The sequence below is a fragment of the Acetobacter tropicalis genome (genome assembly GCF_030644465.1).
Taxonomy (GTDB): domain Bacteria; phylum Pseudomonadota; class Alphaproteobacteria; order Acetobacterales; family Acetobacteraceae; genus Acetobacter; species Acetobacter tropicalis.
Window position 1 is genome coordinate 2,142,421 of the sequence record NZ_JAUYUW010000001.1, and the last position, 20,080, is coordinate 2,162,500.

General features: G+C 53.1%; 16 protein-coding genes (1 of these 16 cut by a window edge). 7 read left to right on the forward strand and 9 right to left on the reverse strand.

Annotation, left to right across the window (positions count from 1 at the left end; translation table 11 throughout):
- Positions 1-94: 94 nt before the first annotated feature.
- The 4 genes from QWU00_RS09680 (at position 95) to QWU00_RS09695 (ending at position 3,708) form a co-directional block, all read left to right on the forward strand.
- Positions 95-1,957, forward strand: a complete 1,863-nt coding sequence (locus tag QWU00_RS09680; protein ID WP_035377309.1) for a tetratricopeptide repeat protein — start codon at positions 95-97, stop codon at positions 1,955-1,957.
- Positions 1,957-2,859 carry a 4-(cytidine 5'-diphospho)-2-C-methyl-D-erythritol kinase gene (locus QWU00_RS09685; protein WP_231551531.1) on the forward strand — a complete coding sequence of 301 codons (903 nt, stop codon included), beginning with the start codon at positions 1,957-1,959 and terminating at the stop codon, positions 2,857-2,859. The genes QWU00_RS09680 and QWU00_RS09685 overlap by 1 nt, the downstream gene beginning before the upstream one ends.
- 173 nt (positions 2,860-3,032) lie before the next feature.
- Positions 3,033-3,428, forward strand: a complete 396-nt coding sequence (locus QWU00_RS09690; RefSeq protein ID WP_035377313.1) for a hypothetical protein — start codon at positions 3,033-3,035, stop codon at positions 3,426-3,428.
- Between the two features lie 70 nt (positions 3,429-3,498).
- Entirely contained in the window at positions 3,499-3,708 is a 210-nt protein-coding gene (locus QWU00_RS09695; protein WP_035377291.1) for a TOBE domain-containing protein, read from the forward strand.
- A gap of 44 nt (positions 3,709-3,752) precedes the next feature.
- On the opposite strand, the gene QWU00_RS09700 is transcribed toward QWU00_RS09695, so the two are convergent.
- From QWU00_RS09700 to QWU00_RS09730, 7 genes are all read right to left on the reverse strand, one after another.
- On the reverse strand, positions 3,753-4,466 hold the full coding sequence (locus QWU00_RS09700; RefSeq protein WP_035377292.1) for an META domain-containing protein: 714 nt from the start codon (positions 4,464-4,466) through the stop codon (positions 3,753-3,755).
- 465 nt (positions 4,467-4,931) lie between these two features.
- A complete protein-coding gene (locus QWU00_RS09705; RefSeq protein WP_035377293.1) occupies positions 4,932-5,936 on the reverse strand; it encodes an SDR family oxidoreductase in 1,005 nt (334 codons plus the stop codon).
- Between the two features lie 130 nt (positions 5,937-6,066).
- On the reverse strand, positions 6,067-6,645 hold the full coding sequence (locus QWU00_RS09710; RefSeq protein WP_035377315.1) for a YqaA family protein: 579 nt from the start codon (positions 6,643-6,645) through the stop codon (positions 6,067-6,069).
- A gap of 102 nt (positions 6,646-6,747) precedes the next feature.
- Entirely contained in the window at positions 6,748-6,957 is a 210-nt protein-coding gene (locus QWU00_RS09715) for a hypothetical protein (protein WP_035377294.1), read from the reverse strand.
- Positions 6,914-8,428 carry an MATE family efflux transporter gene (locus QWU00_RS09720; RefSeq protein WP_035377295.1) on the reverse strand — a complete coding sequence of 505 codons (1,515 nt, stop codon included), beginning with the start codon at positions 8,426-8,428 and terminating at the stop codon, positions 6,914-6,916. Before QWU00_RS09720 ends, QWU00_RS09715 begins: the two co-directional genes overlap by 44 nt.
- Before the next feature lie 142 nt (positions 8,429-8,570).
- Entirely contained in the window at positions 8,571-9,395 is an 825-nt protein-coding gene (locus QWU00_RS09725; RefSeq protein ID WP_035377296.1) for an ABC transporter ATP-binding protein, read from the reverse strand.
- A gap of 3 nt (positions 9,396-9,398) precedes the next feature.
- Complete coding sequence (locus tag QWU00_RS09730) at positions 9,399-10,265, reverse strand: ABC transporter permease (protein WP_231551530.1); 867 nt, start codon at positions 10,263-10,265, stop codon at positions 9,399-9,401.
- A 204-nt stretch (positions 10,266-10,469) separates the two neighbouring features.
- Here QWU00_RS09730 and QWU00_RS09735 point away from each other — a divergent pair, with 204 nt between their 5' ends.
- Positions 10,470-11,402: a ribose-phosphate pyrophosphokinase gene (locus QWU00_RS09735; RefSeq protein WP_035377297.1), complete on the forward strand. Its 933-nt coding sequence runs from the start codon at positions 10,470-10,472 to the stop codon at positions 11,400-11,402.
- Positions 11,403-11,407: 5 nt separating this feature from the next.
- A complete protein-coding gene (locus tag QWU00_RS09740) occupies positions 11,408-12,010 on the forward strand; it encodes a histidine phosphatase family protein (RefSeq protein WP_035377299.1) in 603 nt (200 codons plus the stop codon).
- Between the two features lie 25 nt (positions 12,011-12,035).
- On the opposite strand, the gene QWU00_RS09745 is transcribed toward QWU00_RS09740, so the two are convergent.
- Both QWU00_RS09745 and QWU00_RS09750 read right to left on the reverse strand, forming a co-directional pair.
- Complete coding sequence (locus tag QWU00_RS09745; RefSeq protein ID WP_081938919.1) at positions 12,036-15,077, reverse strand: glycosyltransferase; 3,042 nt, start codon at positions 15,075-15,077, stop codon at positions 12,036-12,038.
- A 666-nt stretch (positions 15,078-15,743) separates the two neighbouring features.
- Positions 15,744-17,429 carry a carbohydrate porin gene (locus QWU00_RS09750; RefSeq protein WP_392388302.1) on the reverse strand — a complete coding sequence of 562 codons (1,686 nt, stop codon included), beginning with the start codon at positions 17,427-17,429 and terminating at the stop codon, positions 15,744-15,746.
- Between the two features lie 1,353 nt (positions 17,430-18,782).
- On the opposite strand from QWU00_RS09750, the gene QWU00_RS09755 reads away from it, so the two are divergent.
- Positions 18,783-20,080, forward strand: partial view of a membrane-bound PQQ-dependent dehydrogenase, glucose/quinate/shikimate family gene (locus QWU00_RS09755; protein WP_035377303.1) — the 5' portion only. 1,144 nt of this gene lie beyond the right edge of the window; only the first 1,298 of its 2,442 coding nucleotides appear in the window; its start codon is at positions 18,783-18,785; its stop codon lies beyond the right edge, outside the window.

The window sequence follows — 20,080 nt, forward strand, 5'->3', positions numbered from 1 at the left end:
GTGTCCGCTGTTCATGTCATCCTCCCCAGTCATTGCCGGAACGGGGTGCGCCCGAAGGGCTTTCGGGCCTGTGCCGCTCCTGGATAGGGTCATTATGCTGTTTTGTCGCCTTCTGCCTACGGTTTTCCTGCTGCTTTCTGCATCCGTGCTGACTCCCGCCCTTTCGGCGCAGGGGGCGCAGGCGGCTGAAGCCAGATCATCGGAGCCGCATCAGGATCAGGCTGACAGTCAGCACGGGCATGTCGATTCGGGCGCTTTTCTGACAGCTGTGGTTGCAACCCATAACGGGGATGACCTGGACGCCGCGCGTGCCTTTCGCGCCGCGGCAGCGGCGGATCCGTCCAACAAGGACTTGGTAAAGCAGGCTTTTGTGCGCAGCGTGATGGCAGGAGACCCGGAAGCGGTGCCGTTGGCCAAGATCAATGCGGCCTTGCCGGGTGGGCAGACCATTATCTCCTCACTGGTTTTGGGGAACGATGCTGCGGTGCGCGGAGACTGGCCCGCCGCCTCTCGCTATTATCAGCAGGCTGGGGCAGACCCCATGGCACATCTGATCATGCCCATGCTTCAGGCATGGTGCCATCAGGCACAAGGTCATGCGGATGAGGCCATTGCGGCCCTGACACATATTCAGGGGTCTGTGCTGGTGCCGTTCTATACGCTCCATGCTGCCCTGATCGCGCAGGTTGCGCAGAAAAAGGCACAGGCGGGAGATCTGTTTGCGCAGTCCGCCCGCCTCATGCCGGGGTATGACCTCCTGCTAACGCGGTCCTATGCCGCCTGGTACTGGGAACAAGGGGAGCAGACCAAGGCGCGCACGCTGCTGCGTTCTATGCTTGAGGCTGATCCGGTTCTGGCGCTCGCGGGTACGCAATTGCAGGCGTCCATCAGTCATGTCCCCGTTTCATCTTCCCAGCAGGGGCTGGCCCGCGCTTATGTGCTGACGGCTTTTCTCTTAAGGCAGCAATCGCTCCAGCAGGCTCGTCAGAATGCCGCAGGGCAGGAGAGCCGACACATGCCGGACGACCATCAGTTTGATGAAGCCTCCCGCCTGATGCTGGGGTTTGCGCTTGGGCTTGATCCGCATCTGGCGGAAGCCCGTCTGATGCTGGCAGAAATTCAGGATGATGAGGGACATCAGGCGGCGGCACGTGAAACGCTGCTGCGCATCCCGCAAACAGACCCGCTGGCTCCCGTTGCAGCTTTCCGGCTTGCGTTGGCGGATAGCGTAACCGGCCATCTGGATGAAGCGCGGGATAAACTGACCCGTCTTGCACAGGCGTCTCCCAACCTGGTTCTGCCCGTTCGCGCGCTAGGTAATACGCTGTCTGCCCAGAAAGACTGGAAAGGGGCCATTGCGGCTTATACTCAGGCCATAGCGCTCGCAGGCCCTAAAAAGACGGTGGACTGGTCCCTGCTGTTTCTGCGCGCCATGGCGTATCATGAGGTAGGAGACTGGGCACACGCCAAGGCAGACTTAAAGGCGGCTCTGGCCCTTTCCCCGGATGAGCCCATGCTGCTCAACTCATTGGGATATTCCATGGCGGAACGGAAGGAAGATCTGCCGGAGGCAGAGAAACTGCTGCGCCGGGCTGTAATGCTCGCTCCGCAGGATGCCGCCATCCGGGATAGTCTGGGCTGGGTGCGGGTGGAGCAGGGAGACCTCAAGGAAGGGATCATGCTGCTGGAACAGGCAGCCGAGCAGACTCCGGAGGACCCGGAGGTCAATTATCATCTGGGTGAAGCCTACTGGCGCGCTGGCCGACACAGCGAGGCAGTGGATCAGTGGAACGTCGCGCTTGGTCTGAAGCCTGAACCGGGAGATGAGGCTCTTATCCGCGCGGCTCTTGCGCGGGCTGCGGCAGGAGGTGACAAGAAAGCCGAACAGATCCAGCACGCCTCTCCTCCAAAGGTGGAGGTACCCGCAGACCAGTCAGGAGGAAAGCATACGCCGTGATGTCAGCTACAATGGACCCATCCACACAGACTCTGACAGAACAGGCTCACGCCAAGATAAACCTGTATCTGCATGTTACGGGTAAGCGGCCGGATGGTTATCATCTGCTGGATAGTCTTGTCGTGTTTGCAGGAGCCGGCGACAGTTTGCAGTATGAACCCGGCCCGGAGCCGCTGCATCTGGAACTCACCGGTCGTTTTGGCAAGACATTAGGGGCGGATGCCGCCGGACCCGATAATCTGGTCATGAAAGCAGCAGCGGCGCTGCGTGCGGTCAGCGGCTCTTCAGCTCATGTGCAAGGTGGCAGGCTTGTTCTGGCAAAGGAACTGCCTGTAGCGTCAGGCATTGGCGGTGGTTCGGCAGATGCTGCAGCGGCCTTGCGTCTGCTCGCGCGGGCATGGCAGGTGGATGTTCCTGTGGGTACACTCATGCATATGGCGGAAAAACTGGGCGCGGATGTGCCGGTCTGTGTAGCCAGTCAGGCAGCCCGCATGGAAGGCATAGGGGAACATCTTTCCCCCGCGCCCTGCCTGCCGGAGTGCGGCATGGTGCTCGTGAATTGTGGGCAGGCCGTCTCCACGCCAGATGTCTTTCGGAAACGCGATGGTGCGTTCCGTGAGCGGGCGGCGTTGCCGACACATTGGAAGACGGCTCAGGCCATGGCGGCAGCTTTGACTGAGTTGGATAACTGCCTTGAAGCGCCAGCCTGTCAGGTGTGTCCGCCCGTGAAAACCGTTCTGGCTACTCTTGCTGAGCAGCCCGATTGTCTTCTGGCCCGGATGAGTGGCTCGGGTGCCACCTGTTTTGCTCTTTTCCCATCAGCCGAAAGTGCACGGAATGTTGCGCACAAGCTGGCTGGGGAGCAGGCATCCTGGTGGGTGTGGGGTGGCGCATTGGCGTAAGTTGCGCTGGCGGTCCCGGCACAAGCACCCCATATTGACAGGATCGACTCTTCGGCGCTGGGTGGACACCTGCCGCAGGATGAGAGCCATGGGGGAGCCTCCGGTTTTTGTTTATGAGGTGTATGGTAAAGCCTACGGATCACAGTGAAGGCCATCAGGAAGAGGTGCGCATCATGTCTTCAAAAATAGACCTTACGCTGTCTGACGATCACAAATCGGTTCAGATGACGCTTTCCGGTGAAGGAACAGAACCCAAAGTGGAAGTTCCTCTTTCACTGGAGCAGGTCACGCATCTGATTGCCGTGTTAGGCCGTGTGCGGGAGACAATGCTGGCGGAGGAAGAGGTGCAGCCTATTGAGGGTGCCCGGTTTACGCCCGTCACACGCACTCGTTGGGCGCTTCAGCCGGAAGCACGGACAGAGGGCTCCGTTCTGGCGTTCCAGCACCCCGCGTTTGGGCCTATTGGTCTGGTGCTGACCCCCGAGGATTCAGACCGGCTGATGCGCGGGTTGCATCTGCACCAGCAATTGCGGCAGGAGCAGAAAGCCAACCGCGGTAAACTGAACTGACCGAAAAAGAGGGCTCATGATCGCCCTTACTGTCAGGACATTTTTCGTATTGTGAAACAGGATCAAGCGGATGAGGCTTAGTGCACGTAATCAGCTTACAGGAAAAGTGGTCGCTATTCAGAAAGGTGCAACAACCTCGCACGTCAGCATCGAACTGACGGGCGGGGCTATTGTCATGGCGGCTATTACCAATGAAGCCGTTGCTGATCTGGGTCTGACCGTTGGCGAACCCGCAACGGCGGTTATCAAGGCATCGGATGTCATGGTCGGGGTGGACTGATTTTCCGTTCATGGTGGCTGCATGAACGCTCAGCCCAGCCGAACTTATCGAACAGGCAGGTGGGACTGGCGATGGAAAACCACCAACGGTTGACTTTGATTATCTAGAAAAGTCAACACATCCCCGGTGGTGTTTATCTGCCACTGTCTGGTCTGCTCAAGGCTGGCAAGAAAGGTGCGTTCTCGTTCTGCGGTGGTGGAATCCAGGCACGCTCTGCGCGTGGTGGCAATGGGGCCAAACTGGAGCGTCTGTTCTCTCACAGTCATGGTGCCGTTGATCTGATTGCAGATGGTAGAGCCCGCAACAGTTCCGTCTTCGTGCAGTTCCAGAGAGGGGGTTGGCGTTCCGTCTTGCAGAAGTGTTTTTCCCAATGTTTGCACATACCATGATCCCGCCAAGCCAGGGGATGGTCGTTTAGCGCCATGGCGGCGCAAGGTCAGAAGAATATCTGACTGGTTTTTCAAATTAAGAGGTGTTGGCATTGGTGTTTTGAACCATGGCTGCCCATCAACCAGAAGAGTGGCGGTGACACCGTAGGCCCGGTTGGGTTTAAGCAGATTGCTGGCCAAAGTCACGCGAAACGGGATGGGAACCTGACGTGTGGTGGCAAAACTGGTACGAGAGATGGTTTGAGGTTGCGTGGGTCTGTTGGTCATATCCACTACGCGAATTTCCACCGTGGCAGGTGGCAGGGCTATCCGTTCCCGATAGGTGACGCTTCCATGCAGCGTTATGGAGGAAGGCGTCTGCGCTGCCACGGTGAATAATCCTCCTGAGCCAAGCGCCCCGAAAATTCCGAGTACTATAGCCCGGCGCAAAAAGGATAATGACATGTGCTCTCCCGTGGCATGATGCATGGCCGGACATTTCTTTATGCTCACGTCCGCAGAATAAAAAACGGGCGGACGGTTCTCCCCCACTCAGGCGGAGGGAAAGGGAACGCCGGGGTCGTGTTGATTAAAGAATAGAACCCGTTTCCTGCCCATCGGTTGCGTGCAGATGACTTGGGAAAGAAAGAGGGAAAGCGGTTTCAGCCGTTCCAGCAGGCTGTATTTCTCAAAAAAGCAGAAGAGAGAGTAATGAGGAGTGCCGCAACAAAGAATTAGTGGAAGATCTTCAACCTGACGATTAGGCCCAGTCTGGTTGAAGAAGATCTTTGTCAGACACCTCTAACAGATTTCCACGTCTCTCTTATGGAACTTTGTTAGAGGCAGAGGCTCCCGTTATTTGCGGCCTGAGCGGATGTGGGAAATGAGCCCTGTCAGGCCCGCGGCCAGCATGGCGCCAACCACACCCGCGCGCACGCTTGATGTGACAAAGAAAGAGAGCGGACTGTCCAGCCTGCGCGCTTTAGCGTCAAAAGCTCCATGAGCAGAGAACGCGCCCGGAACGCTTTCAAAGAGATCATCCTTGGCGTTTGTATCGGCACAGGTTTTTTCAAGCTGGGCTTTATATCCGTGATCGGCCATGCGCTTTTCGCGGCATCCCGGCCCGAGAAGGCTCCAGATGGCGGCAAAACTGTTGCTGGGCCCAATGGAGATGGACCGGCTGCTGGTGAAGGCCGCCCGGCAGATGGCTTCCGCCGCCACTTCGGGTTCGTACACAGGCCCCACTGGTTTCAGGCGCTTGCCGGTGGTGTTTCGGGTCCATCCATAATGCGGGGTGTTGATGGAGGGCAGGTCCACCATCACAATTCGGATACGGTCTGCATCATGCAGCAGTTCCGGGCGCAGGCTTTCACAGAACCCACGCAATGCAGCGCGTGATCCGTTTTCCACAGCCTGAAGCGGCAGGCCGCGCAGGGAGGGAGCAAGATCAAGGTTGATCATAGCCCCGTGGCCACGGCGGCGCATGCGCTCAAGCGCTGCCAGTGTACCATTGACGCTGCCCAGATACGTCACTTCCGTGGCGCGGCGAATATCCTGTGCGGAGAGGGTGGCTACCTGCCCCACAACCGTTGCCCCGGCACAGTTGGCCCATGCAGTAATGGGGCCGAGTTCGCTTTCCACCCGGTCCGCCGCTTTGGCAACGGCGTCTGCATCTGCAACGTCTACCGGAATAACGATGGTGCGAATGGAATGGGTCGCAAGATCCTGCGCAGTATCATTCAGGCGGTCTTCATTACGGCCCAGAAGGGCAACGTCAAACCCTGCACGGCCCAGCGCACGGGCGGCGGCGCGGCCAATGCCTGCTCCGGCACCGGTAACAACAGCAATCTGGGATGGCATGTGGTGATCTCCCTTGCCTTCAGGCGTGGTTCAGTTGTGACGGATGTTGTGCCCCGCTCGTGGCCGTCCTGCAAGTTGCGGGCGGTGCCGGGCAGCTTTGCGAAGGGGGTAGGAACAGGCGGTTTGGAGGCTACAGATAACGGAGCGCGAGTATGCCACCCACCAGCAGAATGGCAAAAGCCCCCATCACCACGGGCAGGCGTGTTTCAATAAAGGCCTGAATGGGTGGTCCGAACCTGCGCAGAAGAGCCGCGACCAGAAAGAACCGAAGCCCCCGCGTGATGGCGCTGGCGGCCATGAACGGTCCCAGAGCGAAATGCGCCATGCCGCTGGCGATAGTGACAAACTTGTAGGGGATAGGGGTCAGCCCTTTGAACAGGACGATCCATACCCCCCACTGCCGGAATTTCTCCTGCAAATTTATCAGCGTTTGTTCCGCGTGATAAAACCGTACAATGGGCATAGCCAGATAGTCCAGCAACATGGCCCCGATCATCCAGCCCAGAACGCCCCCGGCCACACTGGCCACAGTACAGATGGCAGCATAACGCCAGGCCTGCTGGCGTTGGGCAAGAACCATTGGTACCAGCAGTGTTTCAGGAGGGAGCGGGAAAAAGCTGGCTTCTGAAAATGCGAGCACAGCCAGCCAGAGTGGGGCGTAGGGGCTGGCGGCATGCTTCAGCACCGCTGCGTAAAGGCGGTTCAGCAGGGAGGGGCGGGCAGGGGCGGTTACGTCAGGCATGGCGGGACAGATGCCACGGGCTCAGCCATTACACCAGAGCCCGTGGCGTTGTTCGCGCGCGGGATGAGGTTACATCCTTTCACGGCGCAGAACGTTCTCGGCCTTGGTGTGGATGGTGTCATATTCTTCCTGCGTCAGCGTGCCGCGATGCAGCATTTCACTGGCGCGTGCCAGTGCATCCCGCGCGTGGGAGGCATCGGGAATTGGGTAACGTCGGCCCGGGAGGGCAAAAGCATCATCCGGCAGGGCGTTGCGTTCTTCGGTTGTCAGTTTGGACATAATCCTGGTCCCCGTCTGGTTCACACAAATCTGGTGTGTTGTTCAGTTCGTCCAGTTCTGCCATGGCGGCTTCGGCACTTACGGTCGGGACGTCTGACGCCGGGACCGTGCCCGGCTTGCTGGCAGCAACCGGCCCAGTGAGTGTCCGCGTAACGCGAAACGCGGTCAAGACCGCCAAGGTGCCAAACACAATCACGCCAGCCGCCTGCCCAATCTGTACCCCTGCCGGCCCAAAGCGTGTGCCCAAGCCCACAAACGGAATAGTGCCCAGTGTAGCTCGCCCCCAGTTGAACGCCGTTGAATACAGCGGAAAACCAAGGTTGTTGAACGCAGCATTGGCCACAAACAGCATCCCGACAAATAGATAACTGCCAATGGTAAGCGAGCAGAACAGGTGGATCAGCATGGCGGCATCACCATGGGCATTGAATACTGCCACCACATAATTCTGCATGGCTGCCAGAATGATCCATGTAAGGCCAATGCTGACCATTACCAGTTTCAGGGCTGCGGCCAGCGTCTCCCGCACGCGCTGGTATAATCCTGCTCCCATATTCTGCGCCATGATCGGCCCGATGGAACCTGTGAGGGCAAATACCAGAGAAAACAGCACGGGTACCGTGCGTTCTATGGAGGCCTGGCCTCCCACAGCTTCCAGCCCAAATCGCGCCATGGACTGTGTAACGTAAACGCCACCCAGCGGGGTTGCGAGATTGGTAAGAATGGCGGGCATGGCAACTGAGGCCACATGCCGGGAATCAGGCACAATGCGGCTAAGGGTGGGCCACGTCATCATATCATGCCGCAGGGCTCCGCGCAGACCGGCCAAAGCAACCACAAGGCGCGAAATCACGGTGCTGATGGCTGCTCCCGTCAATCCTTCATGCAGCCCGAAAATCATGATCGGGTCCAGAATGGCGGCCACCACGGCCCCCAGAAGGGTGATGTGCATGGAGCCTTTGGCGTCTCCCACCACGCGCATCAGGGCGGAGCAGTTCATACCCATGCAAATGAGTGGCAAAAACGGGCTGACGGTCTGCAGATAGGTGGTGGCATGCGCAAGGGCATCCCCTCGTGCTCCAAAGAGGGAGAGGATAGGATGTGCGGCAATCATAGTACCCAAGCCGAGCACCGTGGTCAGCACCAGCATGACTGCCAGCGCGGACGAGGCAATCTGTCGGGCTTCCTCATGCCGTCCGGCGCCGATCTCCCTGCCGGTGGCCGCGCTGATCCCGATGGTCAAGCCAATGGCAACGGCAATCTGTATTCCGATAACTGCGCCCGCAAAGCCTATGGCGGCGGTCAGAGCTGTCTGGCCCAGATGCGCGATATAGACCATGTTGAGCATATCAACCGCAAAAACGGCCATCAGTCCAATGGCCCCGGTGCCCGCCATAACCAGAACATGCCGCATGATGCCGCCTGTGGTGAAACAGGCTTTTTGTCTGGATGGAGGGTCTTTCGGGGGCATGCGTACTCCGTTCCAGCGCCCAGCAGGCAGTCGTGACGATTCTTCTTAGTATGTCATGTCCATGCACTGGTGCGAATGGGGGAAAGACAAACCCGACATGCCAGAGCAGAAAAGCGTCCTCCGCTAGAGCCCCAAGGAGGCTTTAGCGTTGCTCCTGTTCGTCCGCAGTGATGGTGTCTGATGGTGAAGCGGCTGGCGGCGCGTCTTCCTCAAGGATCTGGGCAACGGGTTGGCCGAGATACGCCTCCAGCACCTCATCAGTCGGCCCATCCATTTTGATCTTGCCTCCGTCCAGCCAGATCAGGCGGTTGCACCATTCGGCCATGACATCGGCAATATGGCTGGAGAGCACCAGAATATCGGCTTTTGAGACCAGCGTTTCCAGCCGGGAGCGGGCGCGTTGCCTGAAGGAAGCATCCCCCGCCATGAACCATTCGTCCATCAGGAGCACATCGGGCATGATGGCTGTGGCCAACCCGAAGGAGAGACGGACCATCATACCCGAACTGTAGGTCTGCACTGGAAGGTCCATGAAGGAGCCCAGCCCGGCAAACGCCTCTACATCTTCCTCTACGGCCTGAATCTGGGGTTTGGAGAGCCCTGCGAACATGCCGCGCAAGTGGATGTTTTCTCGGCCTGTCAGTTCATTGTTCATGCCCAGTGAAGGATCAAGCAGCGTGCCGATATTGCCTTCAACCGTCACGCTTCCCTTGACGGGCTCATAAATTCCAGCCAGCGCCCGGAGCAATGTGGTCTTGCCCGCGCCATTTCCTCCCACCAGACCTAGCCGATCGCCGGGGTTCAGGGTGAAGGTAATGTCCTGCAAGGCTTGCACCACCACGCGGTCCCGCCTGTCCTGCATGAAGCGGCTGCCCAGAGAGGTCTGCACAGTCTTACGCAAGCTGCGGGCCGTTCCATGATAGAGCGGAAAAGAGACGTCCAGCCCCTGAACTGTAATGCCTGCCATTTTTTACACCCAATAGGCCAGACGCGCCCGCATGCGGGCAAACAGCAGGAAGGTCAATACGCCCAGGCCGGCAGACCATCCCAACGCAGCGGGCCATACTGCGGCTTTCACAACTTCGCCCGTAAGCGGTGCGCGTAGAATTTCCATCAGCGGGAACAGCGGGTCCAGCAACAGCCAATTCTGGCCAAAGGACATGAGCGCCGGTTTCCAGAGCACTGGCGTGACAAAAAACAGGATCTGCATGGTGCTGGCCACAATGGGCGGAACATCCCGAAAGCGTGCGCCTAAAATGGCCAGAAGCAAGGTTGCTACAAAACTGTCAACAACCCAGACCAGCAGCCCGAGCGGAAGAGTCCAGGACCAGGCGGGGCTGACGTGAAACCACAGAAAAACCACCACAACCACCGGAATGTTGTGCGCAACCGTCAGCCAGTTACGCACCGTCGCGCGCAGAACATGCAAGGTGTAAGGCATTCGGGCTGAATGGATCAGCCCTGCAGCGGAGGTAAAGGTCCGGCAGCCTTCCTGTAATGTGCTGCTGGCAAACCCCCACAGAACAAGCGAGAAAGTGAGGAAGGGCAGATACTCATGGACATCCATACGCATGAGGTAGGCGTAAAGCACCCCCATGGCGGCAATCATGATGGCGGTGGATGCCGTCAGCCAGAATGGCCCCAGGATGGACCCCCGATATCGCAGTTTGATATCCAGCCAGCCCAATGTGCACCCCAGTCTGGCCTGCTTCAGGCCATCGACCAGATCCTGCCATGCATGCCTGAAATAGGATGCGCCTTTTTCCGGAACGAGATGGAGCACGGGTTCAGCCTGGCGCTGAGGCACCGTAGCATCTGCTGGGGGGGAGTTCTGCATGGTATCCATGATAAGGTATGGCGATAGAGAACAGTGCCTTTGAGTGCAAGAGCAGGGGCGTGGGAAGGGCTTTTTTGCCACGGTGCGCGCAGGTGTGGCCTGAGGGGCGCGCTGGGTGGATGACAAGAGGGGCGCCGGTTGCTAAACCCCCCACGACTCACCGCCCATCTGCCAACCTTGATAATGCCGGGAATCATCCGTACCATGAAGATCGTCGCCTGTAACAGCAACCTGCCGCTGGCCGAGGCAGTCGCTACCGAACTTGGCATGCCCCTGTGCAACGTGACCGTACGCCGGTTTGCCGATATGGAAGTGTTTGTTGAAATTCATGAAAATGTACGTGGTGAAGATGTGTTCGTGGTGCAGAGTACCTGCACGCCCACCAATGATAACCTGATGGAACTGCTGATCATGCTGGACGCCCTGCGTCGCGGATCAGCTCGCCGTATCACGGCTGTTATGCCCTATTTCGGGTATGCGCGGCAGGACCGCAAATCTGGTCCCCGTACACCTATCAGCGCCAAGCTGGTGGCCAATCTTCTAGTGGAAGCCGGAGCCAACCGTGTTCTGACACTGGATCTGCACGCCATGCAGATTCAGGGCTTCTTTGATATTCCGGTGGACAATCTCTATGCCGCCCCTCTGTTTGTGCGGGATATCAAGGAACGGTATGGTGACCGTGACCTCATGATCGTGTCACCGGATGTTGGGGGCGTGGTGCGGGCTCGCCAGCTTGCCCAGCGCCTGAACACAGACCTTGCCATTATCGACAAACGCCGTGAACGGGCCGGTGTGTCTGAAGTCATGAACGTGATTGGCGATGTTAAAGGCCGTCACTGCCTACTGGTGGATGATATTGTCGATAGTGGCGGCTCACTGTGCAATGCTGCGCAGGCCATTTTCAATAACGGTGCGGCGTCTGTCGGTGCTTACGTGACGCATGGTGTGCTGACCGGCAGCGCAGTTGAGCGGATCAGCAATTCCTGTATTGAAATGCTGACATTGACGGACAGCATCAAGGCGACGGAAAGTGTTACCGCAGCGGCCAATATCCGCCAGATTACCATTGCGGGGTTGCTGGCGCGGGCCATGCGGGCTGTGTCTGATGAAAGCTCCGTTTCCTCCCTTTTTGATTGAGAACAATGTCTCAGCTTAGCCTCCGCCCTTACTGGTATCTCCGCCATGGTCAGACTGACTGGAATCGGCAGGGTCTGTCTCAGGGGCGCACAGATGTGCCCCTGAATGAGACGGGGATTGCTCAGGCCGATACGGCGGCCAAGCTGTTTGAAACAGGTGTGAGCCAGTATCCGGCATTTACTCACATCGTCAGTTCTCCATTGGACCGTGCCTTCCAGACCGCAGCCATTGTGCGGGAAGGGCTGATAGCCAAGGGCTTTGAAGCGCTTCCTCTGGAAACCGATGAGGGGTTGGAAGAGGTCTGCTTTGGGGAGCAGGAAGGTCTCCCCATGGGGGACTGGTATGATAGTTGGATTGCTGGTGATTATACCCCAGCGGGGGCTGAACCTTTTGCCCGGTTACGGGCAAGAGCCGTTGAGGCTGTAAACCGCGCAACGGAAAATGGTGGCATTCCTCTGATTGTTGCTCACGGCGCACTGTTTCGCTCGTTACGCGCTGCCATGAACTTGCCAGCCAATGTGCGTCTGCCGAATGCAACACCGCTTTGGTTGGAACCCGGTGAGGCTGACGAGAAGCCGTGGTCTCTTACTGTGATAAACGCCGAGTAAGGATCTTTCCTGCAGCACTTTTTTCCTACTGAGATAATGGGAAAAATGCTGACGCGCAGTTATCGTTGCTTGTGAGCGTCTGAAATTTTCCCGGATCATAAAGAATCTGCGCAAGTCTGGAATATGGCATGTGCAGCGGTACATTGATGCCCCCACCTGCGTGACGAATACGTTCAGCAGGGGCCCCGATATCATACACAATTGCTGGTTTATCCGTCATCCAGATTTGCGTCAGGACGTAAGACCACGTTTCAGGCCAGATAGAGGGAAGAAAAAACCAATCTATGGTGCACGCTGTGACGAAGGCTTTGATTTCAAATTCTTTGTAATGTCCAGTTATTTTGACAACACCAGTTTCCAGAAGGGCATTGTCATCACAACTGTATCCAATCAGAACAAATTCAATGGGTAACGTGTTTTGAGCAATGAAGCGGGCTAACGCCAGAATCTGATAAAACCCTTTTTCCACACTGATTGCGCCCAGAATGCCAATAGTTCTCTTGGGACGAGAGGAGGGCAAGGAGAAAGAAATATTCTCAACATTCCGGATAATCTCCCAAGGGATGACATTCACTGGAATATCAAAATATCGACGCAAACGTTGGGCTGTATCATGAGAGGGCGCAATAACCTGTTCCGCCTGTTCAAGAATGGTGGCGCTTTTTTTGCGTAATGCCGTAATGGAGCAGCTTTCCCCGGTTTTGCTCCCGTTTTCGATCAGGCAGGCTTGACACCCTTCTTTGCCGGGTTCACCACAATAGAGTCCGGTTTTTTGTGTCAGGGTGATTTGTGGGCAAAACCATGAATAATCATGAATATAAACATCATAAGGTAGGCCAAGCCGAGTTATATGGAGAATATTGTCAAGGCCATTACCAATATAGCTATGAATTTCGATTTTCTGGCAATCAAGCTCTTGGACGAGATGCCGTAAAGAAGAAAGGCTTCGAGGAATGATCAGATTGGGGAACTCATTTTTCAGCATGCTTTCAAGTCGCCAAACTGTGTGTCCGTTTTCCAGTATGTCCGGTTTCAGGATGAAGGCTGCATAGCCTTGTGTTGTATAATGGATGGCCCGATGGCCGACATGCCGTAAAATGCCCCCTGCACGATCATGCATGATAAGAAAAACAGATTTCTGCAAACCATGATCTTGTTTGTGGCGGGTAAGATCAAGTCGTCGTCTATAAAAAAACAGAGGGTCTCTCTGCTGCCACCTGCGAATAAGCTGGTCATACCCTTTGTGCAGATCATTCAGGATAGAAAGGTTTCGCCGGATCAGATCTGTTTTTACATGACTGAATGATTGGCTTTCTGCGTGTCCAACATAGGTTCCCAAACAGGCAACATGTCTCCAGCCTAACGCGGCTGCTCGGCGTGAAAAATCGTTCTCCTCGCCGTAACCTTGCGCAAAAATATCCTCTCGTAACAATCCGACGCTCTTCAAGCAGTCAGACTTTATATACATGCAAAATCCATGTGCGGTTGGAACCTCTGGAAGTTCACCCTGCCATGTCTGTATCATTATGGTATTTAAATTTTCACACTCTTCTATTGTTGGAAGCGGGTTGTTTCCATCTTTATTTGGATAGCTGAATATAGTTGCATTATTTGATAGCGGTGTGGCTGTTCCGATATCGTCCTTTGAATAAACGGCTTTCTGAAGCTGAAAAATCCATTTTTCTGAAACGAGCGCATCACTGTTTAAAAGGATCACATCTTCATCAGTGTTTCTTTGACGCATTCCTCTATTGGCGGATGCAGGAAAGCCTTTGTTCTGTTTGTTATGGAGAAGAGTGATACGATATTTTTTCGAGACATCCTCCAAATAATCAGTGAGCTCTTTATTGGGAGATTTGTCATTGATAATGATAATACGGGCATTGTCTGGTTTGTAACGTATAACCTGCTGCAGACATAAACGGGTTATATCAAAGCCATTATAAACGGGTATGATAATGGCAACTCTTTTGATGGTATTGTGCGTTGAGAAAGACTGTTTCCGGCATATTGCGGGAAAAGCTTCTCGCGTTGCACGAGCATATGAAAGAGCCTGTTCTGCTAGAATATTTATGTGCAAGGGGCTTCCATACAATGGCAGTCCCATTTCTGTTTTAACTGAAAAATGCTTTCCTAAAAAAGAAATTTTTTTAAGACAGATGGAGAAGTATGGAAGGCATGCTTCTCCAGAAAGAGTTCTGATATCAAATAGTTTTGTGGGATGAGTTACTATTTGGATATGCTTGCGAGTGGGATATGAATGGGGATGGTCATCCCTATCGGGGGCCACTGTAACAGATAGTTTTACAGGTCGTTCTGGTTCTGAACGGTAGCACGCCCATCCTTTGATGTGCTCTTCTGTTGCTTCCACATAACCATCAATTTTTAGGAAGTTTTCGATATCAAAAACACCACTGATATATTTTCTATAAGGATGTTTTATAATAACAGAACAGGCATTCTTCCATTTTTCAGGGAGGTCAATCTCTAGCTGAGGACCTTTCCGGACAAAGGTAAAAGAGTTCAAAGGAAGAGTGTTCGTATCAATAGAGATACTCAAATCGTCTGTGCAAAAAGATGTATAATCAATGAGCGTTAGCTTTCCCTGTAAGGAAAGAGAAACCCATCCATCATAACTGTTCTGGGCAGTGATGGTTTTTGCCAGGATGTCAAAAATAGGGTGAGGCAGGCGGACATAATGTGTCAAATAGTCAATAAGTTCGTCTTTTGCGGTAGACCAATTTTGAAACTGGACACGAACACACAGTAAAAGAATGGAGCAAATGCGTGAGTTGGAACGATTTTTGAGGAATTCAAGTGCCTCAGACGCCGTGGGAATATTCAATAGTAAACGCACACAGCCAATGACCATGGTTATGCGGCCATCACTTGGATAACCCCTTTGTAGATATTCACAATAGGTTAATATAGACCGAAAAGCATCTGTGTCTCTTTTGTCTTCAAACGAGAATGTTCTGAATGAAGGAAAGTCTATTTTCAAGTGGTACAAAACAGATCGCAGCGCGCGCAAAATAAATTGCGAAAGGATCAGTTCAGTATTGGTCATAATCACATCTTAAAAATAATAAAATTTTAATTAAAATATGGTTAATAAATTCAGATGTCAATTGAGAAGGGTTACGCGAGTGACCTTATTACATCATCAGATGTCTTCTTTTCCAACTGAGGTGGACGGCCTCCGTAAGGCATTGATGTGCCATGATGGAGGTTAATAAACCCTCAGAAAGAGAGCGCCTGCATGAAAGTTGGGGTAATTGGACTGGAATTTCCAAGTCTGTTTTTTGGGCTCATGGAGCTGACGCAAATGGAAAATGTGTGTTCACGCGCAAGCTTGGCCGGAGTCTTCGGCATCAGGTGTACATCGATGGCTAAGATCGCTTGAAATCTGAAAAATTCGGAAAACAGGCCTTCTCCTTTTGTAAATTATAACAATATCAATCCTTTAGAGGGCATTGTCAGGCCGAAGGAAGTGGAGGCATTAAACCCTCCCGTTGATACCGCTGCCTCATTTTCCTGTGACAGTTGATTTTAAGAATAATCTTTGGGTGGTGGGGGTAAGCACTATAGTTGCCGGTTGGTTTTCGTACACGATAGGCAAAAAATTTAAATTTTTCCGACCGTAAATTATTAAGGAAATGAGTTTTAAATCGAAAATATTGACGTCATAAAAAACAAACTGAAGTGTAACGGTATGATCAGGAAAAACGGCCCCTTACAGGTTGGCGATAACTTTTAAACCAACAAGCGCGGCATCGGGCCTGCGTGAGGTTTCTCCGGGACGGATCATATACTGGAATTCAGGTTGAACCAGAACGCCGGGAACAGCATCAATCGCGTAATAGGCTTCAATCACATGGGAGTCAGTCTGGGGTGCCAAAACCTGCGCGCCTAATGAAAGCCCGGCATCCCGAGCATACATTTGCCCCAGTTCCTTACGGTGACTGACATGATACCAGGAGTATAAAATTCCTAATCTGTCTGTTACGCGAGAGGGAATGACGCCATTGAAGGAAATTCCTCCGTAAGCTTCATCCGAGATGGAAGAAACATGTGGCGTGTTATGAATATACCCTGCCATCAGATAGCCCCCCGCCATTTGGTTACGACCACCTTTGCGATAAATCATCTGATCGCCCTCAAACCAGAACATATCCATGGGGGCGCTATGAAGGCGGCCCGTCGCAATGACCTTGTTTGCTGGGGATGCGCCCAGCACGTCTGGATAGCGTGAGGTGTCATGTGCGTAACCAAAAACGTAATGGCCAGGAAGTCGGTTGCGCGTCAGGAAGGGTTGCCATGTAAATTCTATTGGCAGCATCATTCCCGTTGTGTTTTCACTCCCCCATGACCACCCGCTCGGGTTGGTGGAAAGTGGGCTGACCTGATAAGCGCCCAATTGTACCATGGTATCCCGTGTCGGTCGGAAGCGGATACGGCTTCCCCAGGTCGCTTTTGGGTAAACGGCAAACCCTGGGTCAACTTTCAGGGCAACTGGCGCTGAGCACGTAACCATGAACGAACAGATTAGCGGTGATGTAGCAAACACGTGTGTGAGAGACATCCGCCCAAATGTGATGTCCATACGGTTTTGCAGGAATTTTTTCTCTGCGTAGAAATCAACCAGATGCGCAACAACATGCCCAGAAAGCCCGTAAACTTCCATAAGGTTTACGTAATAATCTCCAACACGATCATGAGAAACCTCACGCCCAGCACGGTTCATGAGGAGTGTATGAATGGACCACCCATTCCAGCCTGCCATTTTTCCCAGATCAAAGTTCATTTGCAGGGTGAGTTCATGCACGTAATCCATGCCGCGTTGCATGCCACCATGGATATTGGCCATGGCTTCACCTTTATAAGAGAAAGAGAATACAAAACCTTTTTTCTGTAGTCTTTGTCTAAAAGGCATGATTTTCGGGATAAGATGTCCGCTTCCTGCCGTTGGAACATAATAGGGGTCATCCATATCCGTACGACGCTGGGCGTCCATTTCGGAAGGGAGGAGCCAGGAGACACCTTCTTTTCCAGTCAGAACATCCAGTTCCATTTTATGGAATGTTTTTGAGCTCTGATATTCATCCACACTAGGAACCACCATTGTGGCCAGGCCAGGCCATGGTGCTACAGGAACCCCACTTGCAGGGAGTGGAGAGTTTTTAGGGCGAACAAGAACGCGTGGATCCGGTTGTGAATTATCATCCTGTTTCTGTGTTTGCGTTCCGGAAATAACGTCTACATAGACAGGGTTTTTGGGGGCCTGTTGTTCTTTTCCGCTTTCATCAGCATGTGCCATACTGAAAGAGGCGTTTATTATCAGACTTCCTGTGAGTGTTAGTCCCCATAGTGTAAAGCATGTTTGGAGTATGGGGCTTCTGTGACGGGATTTGCGATACATGATCTGACCAAGGATAAGTTTTGGCACTCTGGCCAGAAAATATAAGGAGTTAGACGAAAGAATGGAGACGATTATACACGGACAATAAGGGCAGCAGAGGTAAACACTCTTCATGAGCAGAAACGTGTACATTCTGTCCATGAAAGACTTTATGCATTTTAGGCTCCAAAAGTGTTTTAAACGGACCCTGACGAATCAGGGTCCGTCTTCCGCCAAGAGAGCCTTCTTTTGTGAGAAGAAGGCAGCATCAGATAGCATGTTTTTACTGAAAGTCTTTTGAAAATAAGAAAGTAAAAAACACGATTTCGTGAAATAGTTTTTTGACAAAACTATAGATATACGTTTTGGGTTTTAGGAAGGTTGTTCTCTTCCTTTTTTGGATCGTCCCTCTCAAAATGAGTTCGAAAAGGAGCCTCTGAAAAATATTAAAAAAGAAAAACAAAAAATATAAAATGAAATATCCTAAATACCTGTTTTATATGCTCGACGCGGTCGGAAAATATCATTCAGCAGGGTGGCATAGTGTCAAGCTCCTCATTTTCTTTTTGGTGTTGTGCATGGGTTCTTTAAGGCACTGAAAGCGGGTCAATGTCCAATATATGAAATGTGGCTTCTCCATATTTATTTTATGTAGGAATAAGCCGAAGAGGATTTATTGATGAGTAGGATTATCATAAAAATATAAATATCTATCAATGGGTTAGGTTTTATGAGGAAAGCTGCGTTGGGGATTTTTGTGCGTATGTCAGGTTGAGAAAGGTTGCATTCCATCACCGGAACGTGATTCCCCCTATCTCCCGAGTCCATAGAGGTAAGGAGGTGTTTCGAGTGGGATCATTGCGTTTGCCTCCCTTTGTTATGGGCGTCTTGACGTGGGGAAAGGAGAGGGAGGATTTTCCGCTTTAAATTAAAGTATTGTGGATGGAAGTCATCGGGAATGTCTGGGGCGCCCTTTTTAAGGAAAGCAATATAAATTTGAATTTTTTTGATAAAATGTTTTCATTTTTATAAAGATTTCGCTCTTTGTGTCCTTGACAGAAGCCAGCATATTGGACACAGAGCAATTTCCACTCTTCTGGAAAAATGATGGAGAATAGCCGCGCAGAGTAAGTGATGACATCCGCTCTTTAAGGAAGGGGCATCTTTGAGGTGGTGAGTGTTTCTGTCAGAAAGGAACATCCTGCTTGCTTAAATAAGGTGTTTCTTGTGTTGGCAGATGGATGATGTCCGTGGTCAGATAATAAAACCATCTGCGAGAAAAAACCTCTTATCGGAAGCCAGTGCATCTGGATTTAGTCGCAACCTCGGCCCGACACCTTACTGTCAGGACGATTTCAATATTGGAGTGATAGCATGGGTGGCGTTCAACCCGCAGATCACCATTCTCCGTTAGGTGGCATTTATCGTGCCATTTTTTCTGTTATCAGCCTTGCAGCTGGTCTGGCGCTTGCTTACGGTGGCATGCAGCTTCTAACGCTGGGTGGGTCAAGTTATTACCTGCTGGCCGGGGTGGCTTATATTGTACTGGCAGTCCTGGTTTTCCTGAAGCATCCGTATACCTTAATTGTTTCAGGCGTTGTTTTTGCAGCAACCTTTGTGTGGGCGCTATGTGACACGCCTGAAATTGGATACTGGGCGCTTTTGCCGCGTCTGGTTGTGCCAGCCATTTTGTTTGCTCTTAATTTGTGGGCCGTGGCGACTTTTCCGGCAACACCGTCAGCTGTTCAGCGGGGTACGGTTTTTGGCGGTCTGGGTATTGTTGGGTGCCTGCTGGTGACATTGGTGGAAGCCTTTTTCCCTCATGGGCAGATCAGCAATCCGGATGCATCTCCTGCAAACCCTCAACTGGCTCAAACTGGTAAGCCAGAGGCACCTGAGGACTGGGAGTTCTATGGGCGGAATGCTCAGGGCACCCGTTACGCGCCTTACACCCAGATCACACCGGCAAACGTCAGCAAGTTGAAGGTGGCCTGGGTTTACCACACGGGCAGAAGAACACATGGGCCAGGTGCCGGGGTGGATGAAAACACGCCGCAGCAGATTGGCAATGTGCTCTATTCCTGCACACCGGAAAATCTGATCACGGCTCTGGAAGCCGATACCGGAAAAGAAATCTGGAAATTTGACCCCAAGGCTCATACTGCTGAACACGTCACGTGCCGAGGTGTTGGGTATTATGATGCCGCGAAAGACACCACCCTCACGGCTGAGGAAAAGGCGGCAGATGACGCTGCGCCTATGTGCCATCAGCGTATCCTTGTTTCGACCGTGGATGCCCGCTTCATCGCGCTGGACGCCCATACGGGTGCGCAGTGTACGGGCTTTGGTGAAAACGGTGAGGTTGACCTTAAAAAACAGATGGGCCCGGTTGAAGGTGGTAAACGCTATCACCCAACCTCCCTTCCAGTTGTTATGGGTCATGTTGCTGTTATTGGCGGCTGGGTGCGTGATATTGTTCACGGTGAACCCTCAGGTGTGGTGCGCGCTTATGATGTGCGGAACGGCTCTCTGGTCTGGGCCTGGGATGTGGGTGACCCGGAAAATACCGGTGCTCCCCCCGAAGATCAGACCTACACGTTGGAAACCCCCAATGTGTGGACCATCCCCACTTATGATAAAGAGCTGAACCTCGTTTACCTGCCTACTGGTAA

Bases quoted from the DNA above. Each gene is read 5' to 3' on its own strand.
- QWU00_RS09730 (WP_231551530.1), bottom strand. From the start codon at position 10,265: ATGCAGAACTCCCCCCCAGCAGATGCTACGGTGCCTCAGCGCCAGGCT.
- QWU00_RS09705 (WP_035377293.1), bottom strand. From the start codon at position 5,936: ATGCCATCCCAGATTGCTGTTGTTACCGGTGCCGGAGCAGGCATTGGC.
- QWU00_RS09695 (WP_035377291.1), top strand. From the start codon at position 3,499: ATGAGGCTTAGTGCACGTAATCAGCTTACAGGAAAAGTGGTCGCTATT.
- QWU00_RS09680 (WP_035377309.1), top strand. From the start codon at position 95: ATGCTGTTTTGTCGCCTTCTGCCTACGGTTTTCCTGCTGCTTTCTGCA.
- QWU00_RS09725 (WP_035377296.1), bottom strand. From the start codon at position 9,395: ATGGCAGGCATTACAGTTCAGGGGCTGGACGTCTCTTTTCCGCTCTAT.
- QWU00_RS09715 (WP_035377294.1), bottom strand. From the start codon at position 6,957: ATGTCCAAACTGACAACCGAAGAACGCAACGCCCTGCCGGATGATGCT.
- QWU00_RS09745 (WP_081938919.1), bottom strand. From the start codon at position 15,077: ATGACCAATACTGAACTGATCCTTTCGCAATTTATTTTGCGCGCGCTG.
- QWU00_RS09740 (WP_035377299.1), top strand. From the start codon at position 11,408: ATGTCTCAGCTTAGCCTCCGCCCTTACTGGTATCTCCGCCATGGTCAG.
- QWU00_RS09690 (WP_035377313.1), top strand. From the start codon at position 3,033: ATGTCTTCAAAAATAGACCTTACGCTGTCTGACGATCACAAATCGGTT.
- QWU00_RS09750 (WP_392388302.1), bottom strand. From the start codon at position 17,429: ATGTATCGCAAATCCCGTCACAGAAGCCCCATACTCCAAACATGCTTT.
- QWU00_RS09720 (WP_035377295.1), bottom strand. From the start codon at position 8,428: ATGCCCCCGAAAGACCCTCCATCCAGACAAAAAGCCTGTTTCACCACA.
- QWU00_RS09685 (WP_231551531.1), top strand. From the start codon at position 1,957: ATGTCAGCTACAATGGACCCATCCACACAGACTCTGACAGAACAGGCT.
- QWU00_RS09735 (WP_035377297.1), top strand. From the start codon at position 10,470: ATGAAGATCGTCGCCTGTAACAGCAACCTGCCGCTGGCCGAGGCAGTC.